The sequence below is a fragment of the uncultured Psychrobacillus sp. genome (assembly GCF_938022135.1).
Taxonomy (GTDB): Bacteria; Bacillota; Bacilli; order Bacillales_A; family Planococcaceae; genus Psychrobacillus.
This window is the reverse complement of record NZ_CALIED010000006.1, coordinates 1-18,064: the sequence shown is the minus strand read 5'-3', so window position 1 is coordinate 18,064 and position 18,064 is coordinate 1. Positions and strand designations below refer to the sequence as shown.

The 18,064-nt window shown below is 36.7% G+C and carries 21 protein-coding genes and 1 riboswitch; of the genes, 11 read left to right on the top strand and 10 right to left on the bottom strand.

Annotated elements, in window-relative coordinates:
* Positions 1-146: 146 nt before the first annotated feature.
* The gene (locus tag Q0371_RS00460) at positions 147-1,052 is read right to left on the bottom strand and encodes an AEC family transporter (RefSeq protein ID WP_298466858.1); all 906 of its coding nucleotides are present in this window, start codon (positions 1,050-1,052) and stop codon (positions 147-149) included.
* A 222-nt stretch (positions 1,053-1,274) separates the two neighbouring features.
* Between Q0371_RS00460 and Q0371_RS00455 the strand changes: the two genes are divergently transcribed.
* Both Q0371_RS00455 and Q0371_RS00450 read left to right on the top strand, forming a co-directional pair.
* Positions 1,275-1,694 (top strand): MarR family winged helix-turn-helix transcriptional regulator, encoded by a 420-nt coding sequence (locus Q0371_RS00455; RefSeq protein WP_298466855.1) that lies wholly within the window; start codon positions 1,275-1,277, stop codon positions 1,692-1,694.
* Positions 1,682-2,029 (top strand): DUF3147 family protein, encoded by a 348-nt coding sequence (locus tag Q0371_RS00450; RefSeq protein WP_169359036.1) that lies wholly within the window; start codon positions 1,682-1,684, stop codon positions 2,027-2,029. The genes Q0371_RS00455 and Q0371_RS00450 overlap by 13 nt, the downstream gene beginning before the upstream one ends.
* A gap of 26 nt (positions 2,030-2,055) precedes the next feature.
* On the opposite strand, the gene Q0371_RS00445 is transcribed toward Q0371_RS00450, so the two are convergent.
* Entirely contained in the window at positions 2,056-2,748 is a 693-nt protein-coding gene (locus Q0371_RS00445) for a Crp/Fnr family transcriptional regulator (RefSeq protein WP_169359035.1), read from the bottom strand.
* 81 nt (positions 2,749-2,829) lie between these two features.
* Between Q0371_RS00445 and Q0371_RS00440 the strand changes: the two genes are divergently transcribed.
* The 4 genes from Q0371_RS00440 (at position 2,830) to Q0371_RS00425 (ending at position 4,781) form a co-directional block, all read left to right on the top strand.
* Entirely contained in the window at positions 2,830-3,579 is a 750-nt protein-coding gene (locus Q0371_RS00440) for an HAD family hydrolase (protein WP_169359034.1), read from the top strand.
* A 106-nt stretch (positions 3,580-3,685) separates the two neighbouring features.
* The gene (locus Q0371_RS00435) at positions 3,686-3,886 is read left to right on the top strand and encodes a helix-turn-helix transcriptional regulator (protein ID WP_298466930.1); all 201 of its coding nucleotides are present in this window, start codon (positions 3,686-3,688) and stop codon (positions 3,884-3,886) included.
* Positions 3,886-4,584, top strand: a complete 699-nt coding sequence (locus Q0371_RS00430) for a DUF3169 family protein (protein ID WP_251553535.1) — start codon at positions 3,886-3,888, stop codon at positions 4,582-4,584. The genes Q0371_RS00435 and Q0371_RS00430 overlap by 1 nt, the downstream gene beginning before the upstream one ends.
* Positions 4,585-4,598: 14 nt before the next feature.
* Positions 4,599-4,781, top strand: a complete 183-nt coding sequence (locus Q0371_RS00425; protein ID WP_251553534.1) for a DUF6019 family protein — start codon at positions 4,599-4,601, stop codon at positions 4,779-4,781.
* Between the two features lie 138 nt (positions 4,782-4,919).
* Here the strand turns inward: Q0371_RS00425 and Q0371_RS00420 are convergent, their stop codons facing one another.
* The 3 genes from Q0371_RS00420 to Q0371_RS00410 form a co-directional block, all read right to left on the bottom strand.
* Positions 4,920-5,219: a hypothetical protein gene (locus Q0371_RS00420; protein WP_298466843.1), complete on the bottom strand. Its 300-nt coding sequence runs from the start codon at positions 5,217-5,219 to the stop codon at positions 4,920-4,922.
* A gap of 100 nt (positions 5,220-5,319) precedes the next feature.
* Positions 5,320-6,426 carry a 5-methyltetrahydropteroyltriglutamate--homocysteine S-methyltransferase gene (locus Q0371_RS00415; RefSeq protein ID WP_298466840.1) on the bottom strand — a complete coding sequence of 369 codons (1,107 nt, stop codon included), beginning with the start codon at positions 6,424-6,426 and terminating at the stop codon, positions 5,320-5,322.
* A gap of 115 nt (positions 6,427-6,541) precedes the next feature.
* Positions 6,542-6,644: riboswitch (SAM riboswitch) on the bottom strand.
* A 72-nt stretch (positions 6,645-6,716) separates the two neighbouring features.
* Positions 6,717-8,453: an ABC transporter ATP-binding protein gene (locus Q0371_RS00410; RefSeq protein WP_285841666.1), complete on the bottom strand. Its 1,737-nt coding sequence runs from the start codon at positions 8,451-8,453 to the stop codon at positions 6,717-6,719.
* Positions 8,454-8,694: 241 nt separating this feature from the next.
* Between Q0371_RS00410 and Q0371_RS00405 the strand changes: the two genes are divergently transcribed.
* The 3 genes from Q0371_RS00405 to Q0371_RS00395 are packed head-to-tail and all read left to right on the top strand — an operon-like array spanning position 8,695 to position 13,467.
* Positions 8,695-10,119 carry an ABC transporter permease subunit gene (locus Q0371_RS00405; RefSeq protein WP_298466837.1) on the top strand — a complete coding sequence of 475 codons (1,425 nt, stop codon included), beginning with the start codon at positions 8,695-8,697 and terminating at the stop codon, positions 10,117-10,119.
* 15 nt (positions 10,120-10,134) lie between these two features.
* Positions 10,135-11,625 carry an ABC transporter permease gene (locus Q0371_RS00400; protein WP_298466834.1) on the top strand — a complete coding sequence of 497 codons (1,491 nt, stop codon included), beginning with the start codon at positions 10,135-10,137 and terminating at the stop codon, positions 11,623-11,625.
* A 27-nt stretch (positions 11,626-11,652) separates the two neighbouring features.
* Complete coding sequence (locus tag Q0371_RS00395) at positions 11,653-13,467, top strand: ABC transporter substrate-binding protein (RefSeq protein ID WP_251553529.1); 1,815 nt, start codon at positions 11,653-11,655, stop codon at positions 13,465-13,467.
* Positions 13,468-13,644: 177 nt separating this feature from the next.
* Here the strand turns inward: Q0371_RS00395 and Q0371_RS00390 are convergent, their stop codons facing one another.
* From Q0371_RS00390 to Q0371_RS00380, 3 genes are read right to left on the bottom strand one after another with little or no spacing between them, the layout of a single operon-like run.
* Positions 13,645-13,827, bottom strand: coding sequence for a hypothetical protein (locus Q0371_RS00390; protein ID WP_251553528.1), 183 nt, complete (start codon positions 13,825-13,827; stop codon positions 13,645-13,647).
* 35 nt (positions 13,828-13,862) lie between these two features.
* Complete coding sequence (locus Q0371_RS00385; protein ID WP_285841665.1) at positions 13,863-13,985, bottom strand: hypothetical protein; 123 nt, start codon at positions 13,983-13,985, stop codon at positions 13,863-13,865.
* Between the two features lie 17 nt (positions 13,986-14,002).
* Positions 14,003-14,266: a hypothetical protein gene (locus Q0371_RS00380; protein WP_298466826.1), complete on the bottom strand. Its 264-nt coding sequence runs from the start codon at positions 14,264-14,266 to the stop codon at positions 14,003-14,005.
* Between the two features lie 491 nt (positions 14,267-14,757).
* Between Q0371_RS00380 and Q0371_RS00375 the strand changes: the two genes are divergently transcribed.
* Positions 14,758-15,273 carry a sigma-70 family RNA polymerase sigma factor gene (locus Q0371_RS00375; protein WP_298466824.1) on the top strand — a complete coding sequence of 172 codons (516 nt, stop codon included), beginning with the start codon at positions 14,758-14,760 and terminating at the stop codon, positions 15,271-15,273.
* Positions 15,266-16,417, top strand: coding sequence for a hypothetical protein (locus tag Q0371_RS00370; RefSeq protein WP_298466822.1), 1,152 nt, complete (start codon positions 15,266-15,268; stop codon positions 16,415-16,417). The genes Q0371_RS00375 and Q0371_RS00370 overlap by 8 nt, the downstream gene beginning before the upstream one ends.
* Before the next feature lie 117 nt (positions 16,418-16,534).
* Here Q0371_RS00370 and Q0371_RS00365 read toward each other — a convergent pair whose 3' ends face one another.
* Entirely contained in the window at positions 16,535-16,735 is a 201-nt protein-coding gene (locus tag Q0371_RS00365; protein WP_169359023.1) for a C4-dicarboxylate ABC transporter, read from the bottom strand.
* A 273-nt stretch (positions 16,736-17,008) separates the two neighbouring features.
* Entirely contained in the window at positions 17,009-17,806 is a 798-nt protein-coding gene (locus tag Q0371_RS00360) for a TIGR00266 family protein (RefSeq protein ID WP_169359022.1), read from the bottom strand.
* Positions 17,807-18,064: the final 258 nt, after the last annotated feature.

Here is an 18,064-nt window from a genome sequence, read left to right as displayed (position 1 = left end):
ACTGCAGCGTCTCGGCAAGGCAAGGGATATAAAAAATGTTACAGGTGCCTGGCACCTGTAACATTCTCGATTCTTTAAATACTTTTACAAAAAAAGACCACCTAAGAAAGGATGTCGGTAAACGGGCTTTAGAAAAGCTTTAGAATTTAAATTCCTAGAAAAAACAAAACGAATGGAATAGTAAGGATACTGAGAATAGTAGTTATAAAGGTTGTAAAGGATACTAAATCTGGTTCAGTTCCAAATTGTAAAGAAAGCATCGTGGTGTTTGCAGCTGTTGGCATGGCAGCTTGAATGATAAAGACTGTTTTAAGTAAGTCATTTACCGGTAGAAAAAACATAATGGCTGCTGCTAGTAAAGGTGAAACAAACATTCGAACAACCGTTGCTGTCGTAACAAATCGATATGCAACTTTTTTCCTTGAAATCACTGCCAATTGCATACCGAGCACAAGCATGACGGTCGGAATAGAAGCATCTGCAGCTAGTCCCACACCTTCCATTACTGACTGAGGAACAGTCACATTTAGCACTTGAAGGAGAACTCCCAGTAAGGATGCATAAACTAATGGCATTCTTAAAACCTTATGTACAGCTTGCTGCCAGGTAGCTTTCTCCTCTCCACCTAAAGAGGCAAAAAAGATTCCAATGGTGTTCATGATCAAACCGTGGAAAACCATTATCACAACAGCATAATCAAATCCAACAGCCCCTAAAGCAAAGAGAACAACTGGTGCCCCGTAGTTCCCGCTATTAGGAAAAACACTCCCTAAAATTAATGCTGCTAACTGAGGACGAGTAGTCTGCATAAAAAGCGAAGAAAGCCACACGACTCCCAATAAGCAAAAGGTTAAAAAGAGACATGCTCCTAGAATATATACATAATCAATCGACAACTCATGCGTATAAAACGTACGAAAAGCTAAGAAAGGAGACATAAGATAAAGCGCAGCTGAAGAAATAGATTTAATATCAAACCCTATCAACCTCTGTCCTATAAAACCAATAAAAAAGATAATAAAAACCGGCAAAATAATCAGCAATAAATCCATCCAAACCCACCCCTTAACCATTTCTCAAATATTACAGGTGCCAGGCACTTGTAACATAAACAAAACAGAAACAAAACAAAAACAAAGACAAAAAAACAAAAAACTAGTCCGGTATCCGTAATATATATAACTATATCATTTGTGGAATCTTTTTTCTGAAATAGTTTTATGGTTATGTTAAAATTATATCGTATTATACGATATAAAAACGGGGGATAAAAAATGAGTATACAATCAAATCAACTAAATGAATATTGGACTGACATTTATTTTTATTTACATTATCCACATGTGGATAAAATAACTCATCAAGCAGTACGAATACTTCAACTTCTGGATAAACATTCGGACGCTGGAATTAATGAGGTAGCAAAGGTTTTAAAGATTTCACATAACACGGCCTCCGAGCATGTCAAAAGGCTAATTGAGAAAAATTACATAGTTAAAGAGAGAAGTGGAGAGGACCAGAGAAGAGTTATTCTTCGATTGACCGGATTAGGATCCGATGTTTTATATCGAAACACAAGTCTGGATGATCAAAAATTATCGAAAGTCTTAGATCAACTATCGCAGGAAGAAAAAATAATAATTGAAAAAGCATTTCAAACCTTAAGTGAGGTAGCAAAAAAATGTACATTTTAATGAAGGTTATTATATCCGCTATTATCATAGCTATGGTAACGGAGATTTCGAGGAGATTCCCCACCTATGGAGGTATTATTGCAGCATTGCCTTTAGTGAGCTTACTTAGTATTGTTTGGTTGTATGTTCAAGGAGAGCAATCCTCTACGCTGAGCAAGTTCGCTTTAGGAGTGCTTTGGGGATTCCCAGCCACCGCTGTAATGCTACTGATTGTATATCTGGCATTACAAAATTCGTTGCATCTTTTTGTTTCCATTTTGCTAGGGATTGCTGGGTGGCTGTTCTTCTTATACATACAAGAAACCGTGGTTACTTACATTAAGCACATCGTCTAATGAGAGGCTGGTGTTAAACCAGCCCCTCATTCATATCGAACACCATTAGAAAGAACTGCTAATATACCCCAATCTAATACTATAAAAGTTTTGTTTTCTTTTACAATTATTTTTTTCTTTATGAATGAATGGATTATACGATTTAAATGCCGTTGAGTTGTTCCAATAAGGGAGGCAATTTCCTCTGTTTGGTTGGTCGTTATCTCTCTACCAAAATGATTATGGTTATCTCTAGTAGTTAATAAGTAGCTTGCAAACCGAGCTTCTACTGTAGCTAACAAGTTTACTCTAGAAGCTGTTGTACACGTTTGTAGTTTATAGGCTAAATGCTTCGATAATTCCCTTAAAAATAAAGGATCCTCCATTAAATATAATTCTATCGTTTGCTTGTCTAAAAATAATAAAGAGGTTTCTTCTACTGCTTCCACCTGTGATTGTATTTCTACCTTTTGAAAGAGTTCTATATCTCCAAAAATTGCTTGAGGATGACAAAAGCGTAATAATAATGATTTTCCATTTTCTAAGCTAGTGGTGACCTTTGTCTTACCACTTACTTGAAAATAAATTCCATCCAATTCATCTTCTTCTTTAAGAATAACTTCACTGGGACTATAGGAACGAAGGTGAAAGGACAGATTTTGGAGAGACGTAACTTTCTCCTGCATATTAAATTGGGATAAATACTGATCAATGATTTCTAAGGTCTTGATAATTTTCATCTTTTCCTCCTTTTTGGACATATGTCCTTTTTTAATTATATAGCAAAGCGATATGATTATTTTATAGAGGGGGTTAATGAAATGAAGTTTATTTTTGATTTAGATGGAACGATATGCTTTCAAGGGAAGCCTTTATCTAATGCGATGGTACAGGCATTGGAAGAATTATTGGAAAAGGGGCATGAGGTAATTCTAGCCTCAGCAAGACCGATCCGAGATTTACTGCCGATACTTCCTAGGCATTTCTATCAGTTGCCTATGGTAGGAGGAAATGGAGCTTTTGTAGCCAAGGAGGGACAAATCATTTCAAGTACTCATTTTGATAAGCAAACATCGGAAAAAATTATTCAGCTCATAGAAAAATATAAAGCTCAGTACCTAGTGGACAGCGAGTGGGACTACGCCTATACAGGAGACGAAAACCATCCAATTAGGATGAATTTAGATACATTACAACAAGCTGAAAAAGTGGAATTACATAAGTTGAATAAAGTAGTAAAAGTAGTCATTTTACATAGCAACAATCAAGAAAACCTATTACATGAACTTAAACAGCTCCCAGTAGAAATTTGTAACCATGGCCGGGAAGGAATTTTAGATATAAGTCCATTGGGTGTTGATAAATGGAATGGACTCCAAAAGCTTGGAGTCCTAAGTAAGCAATTTATAGCATTCGGAAATGATGCAAATGATATTCCTATGTTTCTCCAGGCACAAAGCTCTGTTTGCATTGGAAATTATGAAGAGCTAATTAAGATTGCCACAGCACAGGTGGCAAATGAGGAAGCGCTTGTTTTGAATAAACTAAAAGAAATTGCAAAAGAATTGTAGACAAAAACCCATTTGAATCAATTGACATTTTTTATAGTCATTTTGACAATTATAGTTGTCAAAATGACTATAATTGTATATATTGGAAAAGAGGAGGCGGGGAATGGTGAAAAGCCGTTTAAAGGAGTTAAGAGCAAGAGATGGACTCAATCAGACTGAACTAGCTAAGTTAGCTAAAATTTCTAGGCAAACTATTAGCTTAATAGAGCGAGAAGAATATATGCCTTCTATATTAATAGCTGTACGTATAGCTAGAATTTTTAATGAGCCTGTAGAAAATGTCTTTTTAATAGGGGAGGAAGAATAATGAAAAAGATGTTCACAACAATTGTTAGTTTACTGCTCGGAGGGGTAGCTGGTTTTACGATCACCTATGCTATCATGATGGGCAAAGATCAGGGTCGCGAGGCATGGGACCATCCTGTAAATCTGATTTTATATATTGTTTTGGCTATGATTCTAACTCTTTTAGTAATCGGTCTTGTGTTTATAAGGAAGATAAAAATAGTTAATTCCCAAACATTTGATGGGGAACAAGAGGATTTAATGGAAGAGTACAAATACAAAAAGGTCGCTGATTTGGGTATAGCTGCTAATATTTCACAGGTCTTATCTATATTAGCGGTTGCAGTTTCTATTCTAATGACAAACAATACAATTTTACAAATTGGTTTTATACTTTTGTTCATAGCTAGCTGGACCATTCCGATGTTTAGTGCAAATTTTATAAAGACAAGTTATCCAGAAAGAAACCTTCCGAGCATCCAATCAAAGGACTATGAGCAACGGCTTATGGACTCTATGGATGATGGGGAGAAGTACGTGACCTTACAAGGACTTTATAAATCGCATCGATTATTCAACCTGTTTATGCTCACTGGTATTAGTTTAGCTGTTGCATTTTCTTACTTTAGCGAGCAATCGCAAATTTTTTCTATAGCAGTAATGTGCTTAGTCTTGCTGGTAGTGAACACAAGCTATTTAGTAGTTGTACGCAATAAATAAGGGGGATTTTAAAAATGACAACGGGACAATTGCTTTTATGGATAATAGGTTTATCTATACTTTTATATTTTATTATCAAGTGGGGAGTAAAAAATGGGATTAATGAGTCTATGTTAGTCTCAGAGGAAGCTAGAAGGAAATATCGACAAGAACAAGAAGACAAGGTGCAAAGGTCCATAGACGATTTAAAGAACTAAGATTTCTTATTTCGGTATGCCACCACCACAGAAATCCAAGCAGCCATGATGGCTTATCTTTTATACTTGCTCGCTGTTTGTTTATTAAAATAAAAACTGATACCTGTCTCTAAAATAAGACAAGTATCAGCAACTTAGTTATCCTGCATGGGACCATGTAGTAGGGGTTCCTGCTTTTGGGCAGTTTGGAAAAGTAGAGCCAGCCTCTAGAAAAGCTTCATCTCCATCTTCATCCACATAGCGACCGGATGTTAATACTTCCTGCCCTGAGCTGTGGGTATGACTTTCAGAGCGTTTCCAATACGTAACTACTTCCGTGTCGGGACAGGAAGGGAACTTCGAACCTTTTTCTAAAGTTCTAGTACTACCAGACTCACACGTATAATTACCGGTTTCTTCTACGACATCATCTGTTGTATATTCATAAACTTTACTCATCATACATTCCTCCCATATAGAACTGATATCTTATTTAAATAGATACCCTAACAGGCAAATGTAAAAACATTTCTACTAACGTTATTCACATGTGGGTAAGTCAGTTCCAGACATCCTTTGCTATTTGGACTACATGGCGAATTTTTGCCCATTGTTCCTCTTCAGTTAATATGTTTCCTTCCTCAGTAGAAGAAAATCCACATTGAGGACTCAAGCAAAGCTGTTCTTTTGGTACATATTTAGTAGCATCTTCGATGCGAGCTTTAACTAATTCTTCTTCCTCTAGGTCTCCATGCTTAGACGTAATCAGCCCTAGGACAATATTTAAATCCTTTCGATTAACATGTCGTAAAGGCTCGAAACCACCAGAGCGCTCATCGTCAAATTCTAAAAATAAACCATCCACATGTAATCCACCGAATATAGTTTCTGATACTAACTCATAGCTTCCGCTTGTAATATAAGTGGATCGGAAATTTCCCCGACAAATATGCATGGTCACTAGCATATCGGCTGGTCTTTTAGAAATAGACTCATTAATAGCCCTTGCAGAAAGGGATAAGGCTTGCTCTAGCGATAACCCCCTGTCCTTTAAGGAAGCGAGGCCTTCCTCGGAAAAGGAGGTAGCCCATGAAGTATCATCAATCTGAAGATAAAGACAGCCCTCATCGTAAATTGCCTGGATAAACCCTTGATAAGCTGTGATTAAGTCAGAAAATAATTCCTCATCATTGTTATACACACCTTCCTCAATTGCAGCTCGGTAATAAAGCATGTTCGGACTAGGAATAGTAAATTTTACAACAGCATCCCCAGCTGCTTCTTTTAAAAACTTGAAATGCTCAATCATGTAATGGGTACTAAAGCCAATCTTTCCTGTCACCTTAATACCATGAGCTTTTGTTTGCACCCCTTTAAAGGAGAGTCCCTGATCGGTTTCATAAAATTCCACGCCATCTAGTCCGCTTAAAAAATCGAAATGCCACCATTTTCGACGAAATTCTCCATCTGTGATAGAAAGTAATCCAGCTTCCTTCTGTTTTTCTATGAGTTTAATAATCTCTTCATTTTCCACTTGAGTTAGCTGCTCTTGGGAAATATCTTTTTGTTCAAATTGAGCCCTTGCTTGCTTTAAACGTTCCGGTCTCAGGAAGCTTCCAACGTGATCTGCTTTGAAAGGTGCTTTTACAAGTAATTGATTTGTCATATTAAATTCCTACCTTCTATTTATATTATGTTGCGATTACTACTGTCTATAAAATCAAATAAAAAGAGGGCTCGCTTCATAAGAAGAGAACCCTCAATATATATTGAAGTCATTCTTCTTATCTTCAAGACTTAATGTCTATTGGATTTAGCACCACACCTAAAAGGCTGGTTGCTGAGACATCATAGGGCCAATCCCTCCGTCTCTCTTGATAAGAAATAAAATATTAAATTATCTAAATATAATAAAAATAAGTTTAACATGGGCTTTAAACAATTTCAAGGGCTACCTTACTTAGGGATAGCTACCCAGTGACCGTCGGATACCTCAACCAGCTCAGAATTCTTTAATTGATACTTGTCAGTAACATTAGACTCTTCCATGAGCACACGCTTTTTCTTGGCCTCTACTTTTGGGTCAGGGATTGGAATGGCTGCTAAGAGAGACTTAGTGTACGGATGCTGTGGATTAGTATAAAGCTCCTCACTTTCTGCTAGCTCTACAATTTTTCCAGAATACATGACAGCAACGCGATCACTTATATGTTTTACCATGGACAGGTCATGTGCGATAAATAAGTATGTCAGGCCTAGTCTGTGCTGTAAATCCTCCAAAAGCTCTACAATCTGTGCTTGTATAGAAACATCTAAAGCCGATAGAGGTTCGTCACAGACGATAAAATCAGGCTCAACCGCAAGTGCTCGAGCGATACCTATACGTTGTCGCTGTCCACCAGAGAACTCATGTGGATAACGTAATGCATGCGAGGGCTCTAAGCCTACCAATTCTAGTAATTCCTCTACCCGCTTCTTTCTCTCCTCTGCATTTTTGCTCAGACGATGAATATCTAATGCCTGCCCAATAATGTCTAGCACCTTTAAACGAGGATTTAAGGAAGAGTAGGGGTCCTGGAAGATGATTTGCATATGCCGACGCATCGTTTTAAGCTCATTTTTACTTAAACGATTAATGGCCATTCCTTGATATAGCACATCTCCATCTGTAGGCTCATGCAATCGAAGAATCGCCCGACCGGTAGTAGATTTACCTGAGCCTGATTCTCCTACAAGACCAAGAGTTTCCCCGGGCTTTATAAAGAAGCTAATATCGTCAACCGCTTTTAAGACATTCCCGCGACTTACTTGAAAATGCTGTTTTAAAGATTTAACTTCCAGCAGTGGCTTTCCATTTTCTAATCCAATAGAACGAAGAGGAGGTTTCTTCGGCTTTTTCTTCTCGTCTAAACGAGGTAAGGCATTTAATAGTTTTTTCGTATAGTCATGCTTTGGGTTAGCAAAAATTTCTTCGGTAGTTCCTGTTTCAACGATTTCTCCATTTTTCATCACAGCTACACGGTCACACATTCCAGCGACAACTCCAAGGTCATGAGTAATTAAAATAATAGAGGTCCCAAAGCGCTTCTGCATATCCTTCATTAAATTTAGTATTTGAGCTTGAATGGTCACGTCTAACGCAGTAGTTGGCTCATCTGCAATAAGTAGAGTAGGCTTACATGCTAAAGCAATGGCAATCATAACTCTTTGACGCATACCACCAGAAAACTCATGCGGATATTGGTTATAACGTTCTTCACTATTTTTAATTCCTACAAGCTTGAGTATCTCAATAGCTTGTGCCTTTCCCTCTTTTTTCGAGAGCTTTTGGTGCTTAATAAGGCTTTCTGCTATTTGAACGCCGATACGAATGGTTGGATTTAAAGAGGTCATTGGATCCTGAAAAATCATACTGATATCTCTTCCTCTAATAGCTTCCATTTCCTTCTCTGTTTTTGTGTGGAGTTGTTCCCCTAAAAACTCAATGGAACCATTTTTCATGAAGGAAGGAGGAGAAGGTAAAAGGCGCATAATGGAACGGGCCGTGACGCTTTTTCCACTTCCAGATTCTCCGACTATGCCCAATGTTTCTCCTTTTTTAACCTCAAAGCTAACACCTCGAACAGCCTCAAATTCATTGTCATTTGTTAAAAAGGAAATCTGTAAATCCTCTACTTTTAAAATAGTTTCCATGAAAACCACCTATCTGAATGAAATCTTCGTATTGTTTATGATTCATGCTCTGTTGTTAGAGAGCGTATATTTAAAGTAATATGAGCGGTTTCTACAAAAAAGAAGACTAAACACGCACATTAGTGGCGCATTTAACCCTACTCTAAATAGACTAAATAATTTGCGTTGACTTAATGGTAGTTCGAATCTATACTATACTATACCACTCGGATTTATACAATATGGAGAGGGGGGATTTAGTATGGGAAGAAAACTTTCTTCCAACGCATTTAGTTTTACCTACGGAAGACTACAACATCATTCCTTCTATAGTATTTTGTTATTTTTACTTGGTTTGCCGGTTCATATAATTACTTTTATACTCTTTTACTTAAAAAAACAGAAGGATCCTCATTCTTCCTTAAAAAGTGATTTAAAGTCTGCACTTGAGACAAGGGGAGTGCGAGAGGAACTGTACGAAGAGTATAAGGAACAATATGAACGAAAGCATGCCTTTTTTAATGAAAAAATTAATAAAGAAAAAATGACGGCGGAAGTAAATAAACTAGTAGAAGATCGAATAGAAAAGCTTGTATCTACTGAAATGGAAGAAATACATCAGTTAAAAGGCACGAAGCCTCTTACTTATACATCCTATTTTCAAAGTCTGTTAGAAAATACAACATTTCTCATTATTTCATTTATACCAGGCTTACTGATGTACCTTTTGTTAGGTATATATAGTAATGCGTTCAGTAAATTTATTTTTGAGAGACTTATTATGAGTGTCTTTGTGATAACGGGTGTTTCCATTCTAGTATTTACTATTTTATACTTGTCACCATTTGATCCAGCTGCCAATCTTTTAGGGGAAAGTGCAACGAAGGATCAGATTGCTGCATTCAACCAAATGCACGGGTTAGACTTACCTTATTTACATCAGTTATGGAACTCGGTAAAAGGCATCGTAACATTTGATTTAGGAGCATCCTTTACGGGAAATGAAGATGTCGCAACAAGTATTGCAAACAAGTTTCCAGTTACGCTAATGATTGCTATCTTTTCTTTAGTGATGGCTGTAGTGATCGCGATCCCAGTAGGAATCATATCTGCAACAAGACAAAACTCGTTCTTAGATTATTCCTTTATGTTCATTGCTTTGATCGGCTTGTCCATCCCTAACTTTTGGCAGGGGCTTATCTTCATCTTGAACTTTTCTATTAAGCTACAATGGCTTCCAGCAACCTATAGTCCTCAAAACTATTTGTCGATTATTATGCCTGTAGTTGTGCTCGGAACAGGTCTTACTGCTTCGGTAGCGAGAATGACACGTTCATCCGTTTTAGAAATTATAAATGAGGATTATATAATTACGGCAAAAGCAAAAGGCTTAAACCAACGCCAAGTGCTTTGGAAGCATGCAATAGGAAATGCAATGATTCCAATCATTACGGTTATCGGACTACTGTTTGGTGGAATGCTAGGTGGAGCAGCTGTTACAGAGAAAGTATTCAATATTAGTGGTATTGGGAGTTATATTGTCGACAAACAGTTTATACCCGATATCCCAGCCATTATGGGTGGAGTTATTTATATTGCAATAACCATTTCCTTAGTGAACGTGCTCATCGACATTTTATATGCATTTTTTGATCCGCGTATAAAATCTAAGATGAAGCAACTGTAAGAAGTAGGTGTAAAAGTGGTATCTAAAAAACAACATGCACTAAAGCTGTCACGAGAATATACTCAGGCAAACTTTGCTGGAGTATTATCTCTTCTACTGACAATAGTTTTATTGTTTAATAGCTTTAATTTTGATATGGGTACGTTAAAGCCAATTGCTAGTAGTGTTTCAGCTATATATGCATTTTTTACAGCGATTCAGTATTTTATAATCTGGAGAATGAAGCGAGAGCTTTTGAGTTTAGGGCATTTAAAAAATGCTACTAGAAGGCTTGGCTATGTCCAAGTAACCGCTCTATTAACTGGTAATATCTTCATAGCATCATTCGGTTTTAATTTGATCAAGGAGAAGAAAACACCAGAATACACATTCAGCATTTGGATGATTTTCAACCAGCTGTTTATTCTAGTTATTTCTGCATTAAATCTCTTTAAACCATATGTGTCGGACACTTTTTTACCTGCAATGGGTGCTTTACTCGTCATTTTAATTATCCAAGTGTTTACTTTGGTGGCTGTAGCTAGGTATGTCAGTGATGAAGGCGCGCCTGGGTGGATGCAAGGCTTAGCGATTGTATTAATTATCACTTCGTTGACAGGTAATATTTTCAACTTACTGCTTGGCGTTAGCTTAATCATTAAAACGCGTAGTAACAGTCTGTCACGAATAGTGAAGTGGAACACAATGTGGGATAAAATCACTCGTAATTCTACAGCTATACTAGGAATGTTCTTTATCGTTCTTATGTTCGCGTTATCAGTGTCTAGCCGTTTTACTTTTGACTATGATATGGCAGTAGAGAATAACTATGAGGCACTGCTTCAGTCGCCAAGCTTGGAATATCCGTTCGGTACAGATAATTATGGCAGAGATGTATTTTCTCGAATTATCTTCGGGGCGAGAATTTCTCTAATTGTAGGCTTTGCTTCTACGTTAATACCATTCATAGTGGGAGGGGCATTAGGAGCATTGGCTGGATATTACAGCAAACGTACAGATAACATCATTATGCGTTTGCTTGATATTTTGTACGCAATTCCAGGGATATTACTTGCCATTGCAATTATTGCAGCATTCGGAGCAAATACTACGAATCTTATACTAGCTTTGAGTGTTGGTTCTATTCCGACATATGCTCGAACAATGCGAGCGAATGTGATGATGGTCTCGAATTACGAATATGTAGATTCTGCCCGAGCTTTAGGGGCTTCCAATCTATCGATCATCTTTAAGCAAATTGTTCCAAATTCCCTTGCACCTATGATTGTCAAAGCTACACTTACAATAGGTACAGCAGTAATTGCAACGAGTAGCTTGAGCTTCTTAGGTCTTGGAGTAGAGCCACATATACCTGAATGGGGCAATATTTTAAAAATAGGTAGTACTTATTTAGAGTCTAATTCCTATTTGGCGATTATACCTGGCCTTGCAATTATAGGTCTCGTATTATCTTTTAACTTTTTAGGCGATGGACTTAGAGATGCATTTGATCCGAGAATGGATTAAAGCAAGCTCAACAAGGAGGAAAAAGTAATGAAGAATACAAAAGCATTATTGGCTTTATTGTTAACGCTAGTTTTAATATTGGCAGGTTGTGTAAACACAAAATCAGACGTAGATAAAGCAACAGACAAATCTGATTCTAAAACAGAGCAGGGTAAGGTAGTAATTGAGCTGTTAGGGATGAGCACTGGAGAAGCGGACATGAATATTGTACGTGACCAGTTAATCAAAAATGGCTTCGATGTGAAATTAAATATTCAACCAGACTACGGTAGCTTCACTGCGCAAAAAGATGCAGGAAACTATGATTTAGCTTTATCTAGCTGGACGACTGTAACGGGTAACCCCGACTATGCAGTACGTGCGCTTTTTAAAACAGACGGTGATAACAGCATTATGTCTGACAAAAAAATCGATGAGCTGATTGAAGAGGCTAGCACAGAAACACCGGAAGAGTACACAAAAACATATAAAGAGTTCGAGGATCTTTTAGTCCTAGAAAAAGCATATATTGCACCGTTATATAATTCTTTTAAAGCGCAAGGAGTAAATAAAGAAGTATTGAATGCGGATACTGTGAGATTGGCTAAATCTCGTGCAATCGCTTGGGAAACAATTGACTTTGTAGATGCTTCTAAAAGAGATTCTGCACCACTGATCATGCAACAGGGAATGGCATCCTTAACTTCATTAGATCCTATTAAAGGAAATGATGGTTCTATTAATACACTAAATACAAATATGTACGTTCGTTTAGTTAACTTAACAGACGATGATAAAGTAGTTTCCGACGGTTCTCTTTCATTGAACCATGCAATCGCAGATGGCAATAAAGATTATTACTTCTTACTAAGAGATGATATTAACTTTGCAGCAGTAACAGATAAAAAAGCAGTTGATACGGGAGAACGCGTAGGGGCAGAGGATGTCGTATTCTCGATGAACCGTGCAAAAGACAGCAAATCAGTTCCAGACCATCGCACATATAGCTTACACGAAAGCATGGAAAAGATTGAAATCGTATCAGATCTTTCAGAGCTTGATGTGAAGCAATCTGGCAGTGATATTACAGTGAAGGAAGCTTTAGAAAATAATGTGGATACAGCAATTTCAGAGCTAGTGACAGATAAAACACAAGCAGATGCAGCTAAAGGGAAATACCAAGTAGTTAAAATTACAACGACTAATCCATTCCCACAAGTTTTAAATTATTTGGCTCATCAATCTGCAGGGATTGTGTCTAAAAAACAAGTAGAGAGCATCAACACTTACGATGTTGCTACCTTCGATGTAAACAAAGATATTCCTTACGGGGATCAAAATACAGTAACGGAAGGTGCTTCTTACAATAATACGTTATATGCTAGTGGGCCTTACATCTTATCCCACAAAAATGATTATGAGGCAGTATTCGTAAAAAACCCAGCTTATATGCAAGGAACTGAAAACGAGCCGAAGATTGCAAACGTAACCGTTCGTTTCATTGCAGATGCAGATAGCGCGCTATCGGCTCTTCGCAACGGAGAGATTCATATATTTAATGGAGTTCCTGAAACAAAATACAAATTAGTAGAAGATGATAGCAAGCTAACTCTTCAGAAAAACGATAGCAATGCTGTAAGTTATCTGCTATTTAATACAAAAGGTCGTGATGTATCAGAAAGCGAATCTTTACGTAAAGCGATTCTGTACTCGATCAACCAGGATGAAATCATTAACTATTACCAAGGAAACAAGAAAAAAGCAGTATCAACTGTAAGTCCTCTTGTAGAAACGGGTAACGAGCTTAAGGCAGATGCTGCTAAGGTAAATGAGTACTTAGAGGCTTTTAAAGCAGGTAAATAAATAATATTAAAAGGCATACTCGTGTAAGCGGGTATGCCTTTTTTGTTAACTTTATTTTTAAAATTGAGCTAGAATATTTTTTCCTAGCTCATGTTCCTTTAATATTGTCTTTGACTAACGCAACAGTTAGTTTAGGCGTAACATTTCAAAAAAAACTAAGCTCATGAAAAATCAACTCTAGCTTTTAACAGAGCCTTTTAAATTTACGCGTGTAAAAGAACTCAAGACTCTTTTCAAAAAAGGTTTTCGGACTTTCTTTTTTCTAGATAGGTAGTTATGTCCTAATTTAGATTGTCTTACTTCCTTTTCCAAGTCAGCCATTCGTTGCTTTGCATATTCTATATCATTAATCGAAATCATTATTTTTCTCCTTAAGGAGAAGTCCAATTATATTGTTAAGGTGTGGCTAGCACCATTCCTGTTAGCCACTTTTCACTTAAATAGTGTGTTGGCAACTCCAATTTATTTTTATCTACAAATTTATTAATCTGCTTATCACTCTTTTTTGATATCATCATTTCTTTTCCTCCTTTATTTATTGTTTACCGATTAAACTATTAGCATCATTTTTGTCGACTGGGGTTTTTCTTTCCCCAACCATTGCTATCCACTTTCGAGAGATTCCTTTTTTAATAACTTTCTTCGCTGTTCCATGATCATCATCACCAGCACTCCTTTTCTTATTATTTTGTTTATATATGCAACACGCAATGCGTGAAAACACCAAAGTAATTAAAAATGCACAAAAAAGAGCCCACGCTTCTTTACATAAGCGTGGGCTCATAGAAAAAAACGGCATAACATGCCGTCAGTATTAATTATTTACAAAAATAATAATTAGCTGTTGGGCACGAAATCAATATACGATTATTTTTTGAAGTTTTAAATGTAGTCATTTTCCGTACCTCCATTTCTAATTTAAATATCTAACTACTTGAGGATATCATTGTTTATTTCTGAATGTCAACATATTTCTGAATATTATGTACAAGATTGTATCTCAGTAGCTTCACATCCCAATTTGTTGCTGATTATTTTTCTACTAATATCCACCGATTAAATCCTATTTTTTTTCACATAGGATAAGCTATATTTTGTCCTAAAAGATACAACTGTATTACGGAGACTAAAAATTTACAAATCTTTTTCGATCAAGCTATTATCCTCCTTAAAATATATAAGCATACAAAGACCCACGTGTCCTCTTCGGCTATTTGAAATATTTTTAGAAAAATTCAAACTTTGGGTGTTTGGGAATCGTTTACTATATAGAGAGAGGAGCTTGCGATTTTGTTGACTGTTTATGAACTAAGAGAATTAATGTTTCAAAATACAGAGTCTTTAATACGTTTAGCTTATGGTTATGTAAAGGATCTTCAAGCGGCAGAAGATATTGTACAAGAAGTTTTCATCAAATTTTATCATCAGAATTATTATGAAGAACGTGGGGAGCTAAAAGCTTATTTAATGAAGATGACTGTTAATAAAAGCAAAGACTATTTAAAAAGTTGGACCTATCGGAAAGTTCGCATACAGAGCAAAATCTTCTCAACAGCAGGCAAACAATATGTGGACGAATTCGTGAAAAAAGATGAAGAAGCCATTATTGGAGATGCAATTCTTGAACTGCCCTTCAAACATAGGGAAGTTCTCATACACTTTTATTTTAATGAAATGACAATTTCGGAAGTAGCACATTTATTATCCATTCCTGAAAGTACAGTAAAAACTCGGTTAAGTCGTGGAAGAGACCTATTAAGAAATCGACTGAAAGGAATAGAATGGGAGGCGCTATTAAATGAATAAATTTATCCCAACTAAAATGCGAGATTTAACCGAAAGTAAACAACGGGTGATGCAAAATGTAGTAAGTGAGATTGAAAACAACTCGAAACGACCAAAACATCAATGGCGATTTGTTGCGGTTTCTTTTGTTTTACTAATGTGTACAATCCTTTTTATCTTAAATATTAAAAATGAACTGCCCTCAAACAAGCTACAGGCTACATCAGAGCAACGTTTTGATTTAACAAAGCCTTCATTCATAGAGGAACGAGGAATCCTTTATCTGCAGGGTATAACGTTAGGTGACTCTCATAAAAAGGTTATAGGGGTCTTAGGCGAAAATTATTCAATTATACAAGAGGAAGATAGCAAAGCAGACCTCATCATGGACTACGACGGTCAGGCCAAATTCTACTTCGATGATGATAAATTGAATTCAGCAGTTTTCATGAATGTAGATAAAAACTATTTCAACCAAGTATTTAAAGATTACGATGGATTTAAATTTTTCACATTTATTTATACAGACTATGATGGTCATTATTTCTACTCGAATGAGACAAAACAAATAATAAAAGCCATAACGGGGACTTCTGAAGGGAAATTTCAATTATCCTTGTCCTATAACGATCAGAATTACCTAAATGCTGAATATCTATATAAAATAGAACAGAAACTTAATAATCAACAGCATTCTCCATCAGACATTAAAATTGATTTAGTTAATCCAACAGTCTTTGAGGAGCAAGGGCATCTTCACCTTAATGGAGTAACATTGGGTGACTCATCATCAAAAGTACTTGAACGCTTTGGTAATGATTATCTAATTGGTCAAGTGGATGGAGATAGCTCCGACTTCGTTTTAAATTATGATAAGCAAGCGAGCTTTTCTTTTTACGAAGATAAACTACTATCAGTAGTACTCACAAAAGTTGATAAAGACTACTTTGATCAATTATTTAATGACTATGAAGGATTTAAATTTGTTTCTGCTTCTAGTGAAGACGATAAGATTCGTTTTATCTACTCGAAAAAGACGAATAACATAATAAAAGCAACAACACAAACCCCTAACCAGGAGCTACATCTCTATCTATCCAATGCTGATCCTAACCTCTTTGAAAACCCAAATTTTCTTGAAGCGATGGAACAATATCCAGATTAATTTTTACACTATCTCTTTTACTGGTAACGTATGTAAGTATCCAATTATTTCTGCATATAAAAAAGGCACCTGGTTTCTACGATCCAGTTGCCTTTTTCTATAATTATCGACAATAGCTTAGAAGAAAAAATAAAGTATGAGCACAATTACACCTAAAATAATGGAAAGCCATCCTACAATAAGCTGCTTGTAGTGATACAATGCTACGAATCCTAAAACAATTGCAGCTAAGCCTAGCCAAATTGGGTAGAAGAAAAAGCCTACGATTGCTAGCACGATACCAAGAAGCCCTATCCATAATCCTGCGTTATTAACCATTTTATACCCTCCTTATCATGTCGTGTTATGAGAACGAACTACACAGCTGTTCTTATAAACTAGTATATGAAGGGGGATACTAAGACTGTTGAGCAATATGCTAGGGGTCTTTCTAGTAAGACCATTAAATAGGTATAGCGATGGAGCCGTGCCCGTAAAAGGTATAGCACGTGTAATATTATATCGCCGAGTTTTCTAGTTTTTTGGATATAAAAAAGAACTGAAGACAAATTTCTTTTAGTTTGTCTTCAGTCCATAAGAGATAGACTTATATTATTTCCCGCCTAAAAGATCAAAAAGCCCACCAGTTATGCTTCCTTCACCTTTAGATCCTCCACCTGGAGTTTGGGGAGCAGCAGCAAACACTCGACTCGCTAAACGGCTAAATGGAAGGGATTGAATCCACACTGTTCCAGGGCCACGAAGAGTAGCGAAGAATAATCCTTCACCCCCAAATAGAGCTGTTTTAACTCCCTTAACCATCTCAATGTTATAGTCAACATCTGAAGTCATAGCTACTAGGCAACCCGTGTCCACTCGTAATACTTCCCCAGGTCGTAAAACCTTTTGGTGAATAGTTCCTCCGGCATGGACAAATGCAAGACCATCTCCTTCAAGCTTTTGCATGATGAAACCTTCACCACCAAAGAATCCTGTACCTAACTTACGTTGGAATTCAACTCCCACGGAAACTCCTTTAGCTGCGGCCAAAAATGCATCCTTTTGGCAAATTATTTTTCCTCTATACTCGCTTAAATCCATTGGGATTATTTTTCCTGGATAAGGGGAAGCGAAGGAAACGTGTTTTTTACCACTACCTACGTTAGTAAAAGTAGTCATAAACAGACTCTCACCTGTGATTAACCGTTTTCCTGCGCCCATTAATTTACCCATAATCCCACCGCCACTACCCCCGGAGCCATCTCCAAAGATGGTTTCCATAGAAATGCCATCCTCCATCATCATTAAGCTGCCAGCCTCAGCTACAACCGTTTCCTGTGGATCCAGTTCAATTTCAACAAACTGCATATCGTCCCCATACAACTTGTAATCTATTTCATGATTATTCATTCTTTTTTCCTCCTCGGTGTAATTAAATAACTATACGAATGATAAAATAAAAGGTTCCTGTTTTTTTATAGAGCAACACCTTCATTACTACGACGTGTCGAAGCCACTTATTAGGCTTTTGTATTCGTAGTTTCATGATTTCCTACATCGTGGTTCTAGTTTTATAAAGCTTTGTTAAGGTTATTGGTTGATTTTGACTAACCATTCTTTTTTATAGTGACTGTAAACATAAACAAAGGAACTTTCAAATGGCTATTA

Bases quoted from the DNA above. Each gene is read 5' to 3' on its own strand.
- Q0371_RS00460 (WP_298466858.1), bottom strand. From the start codon at position 1,052: ATGGATTTATTGCTGATTATTTTGCCGGTTTTTATTATCTTTTTTATT.
- Q0371_RS00455 (WP_298466855.1), top strand. From the start codon at position 1,275: ATGAGTATACAATCAAATCAACTAAATGAATATTGGACTGACATTTAT.
- Q0371_RS00450 (WP_169359036.1), top strand. From the start codon at position 1,682: ATGTACATTTTAATGAAGGTTATTATATCCGCTATTATCATAGCTATG.
- Q0371_RS00445 (WP_169359035.1), bottom strand. From the start codon at position 2,748: ATGAAAATTATCAAGACCTTAGAAATCATTGATCAGTATTTATCCCAA.
- Q0371_RS00440 (WP_169359034.1), top strand. From the start codon at position 2,830: ATGAAGTTTATTTTTGATTTAGATGGAACGATATGCTTTCAAGGGAAG.
- Q0371_RS00430 (WP_251553535.1), top strand. From the start codon at position 3,886: ATGAAAAAGATGTTCACAACAATTGTTAGTTTACTGCTCGGAGGGGTA.
- Q0371_RS00425 (WP_251553534.1), top strand. From the start codon at position 4,599: ATGACAACGGGACAATTGCTTTTATGGATAATAGGTTTATCTATACTT.
- Q0371_RS00420 (WP_298466843.1), bottom strand. From the start codon at position 5,219: ATGAGTAAAGTTTATGAATATACAACAGATGATGTCGTAGAAGAAACC.
- Q0371_RS00415 (WP_298466840.1), bottom strand. From the start codon at position 6,426: ATGACAAATCAATTACTTGTAAAAGCACCTTTCAAAGCAGATCACGTT.
- Q0371_RS00410 (WP_285841666.1), bottom strand. From the start codon at position 8,453: ATGGAAACTATTTTAAAAGTAGAGGATTTACAGATTTCCTTTTTAACA.
- Q0371_RS00405 (WP_298466837.1), top strand. From the start codon at position 8,695: ATGGGAAGAAAACTTTCTTCCAACGCATTTAGTTTTACCTACGGAAGA.
- Q0371_RS00395 (WP_251553529.1), top strand. From the start codon at position 11,653: ATGAAGAATACAAAAGCATTATTGGCTTTATTGTTAACGCTAGTTTTA.
- Q0371_RS00390 (WP_251553528.1), bottom strand. From the start codon at position 13,827: ATGATTTCGATTAATGATATAGAATATGCAAAGCAACGAATGGCTGAC.
- Q0371_RS00385 (WP_285841665.1), bottom strand. From the start codon at position 13,985: ATGATGATATCAAAAAAGAGTGATAAGCAGATTAATAAATTTGTAGAT.
- Q0371_RS00380 (WP_298466826.1), bottom strand. From the start codon at position 14,266: ATGCCGTTTTTTTCTATGAGCCCACGCTTATGTAAAGAAGCGTGGGCT.
- Q0371_RS00370 (WP_298466822.1), top strand. From the start codon at position 15,266: ATGAATAAATTTATCCCAACTAAAATGCGAGATTTAACCGAAAGTAAA.
- Q0371_RS00365 (WP_169359023.1), bottom strand. From the start codon at position 16,735: ATGGTTAATAACGCAGGATTATGGATAGGGCTTCTTGGTATCGTGCTA.
- Q0371_RS00360 (WP_169359022.1), bottom strand. From the start codon at position 17,806: ATGAATAATCATGAAATAGATTACAAGTTGTATGGGGACGATATGCAG.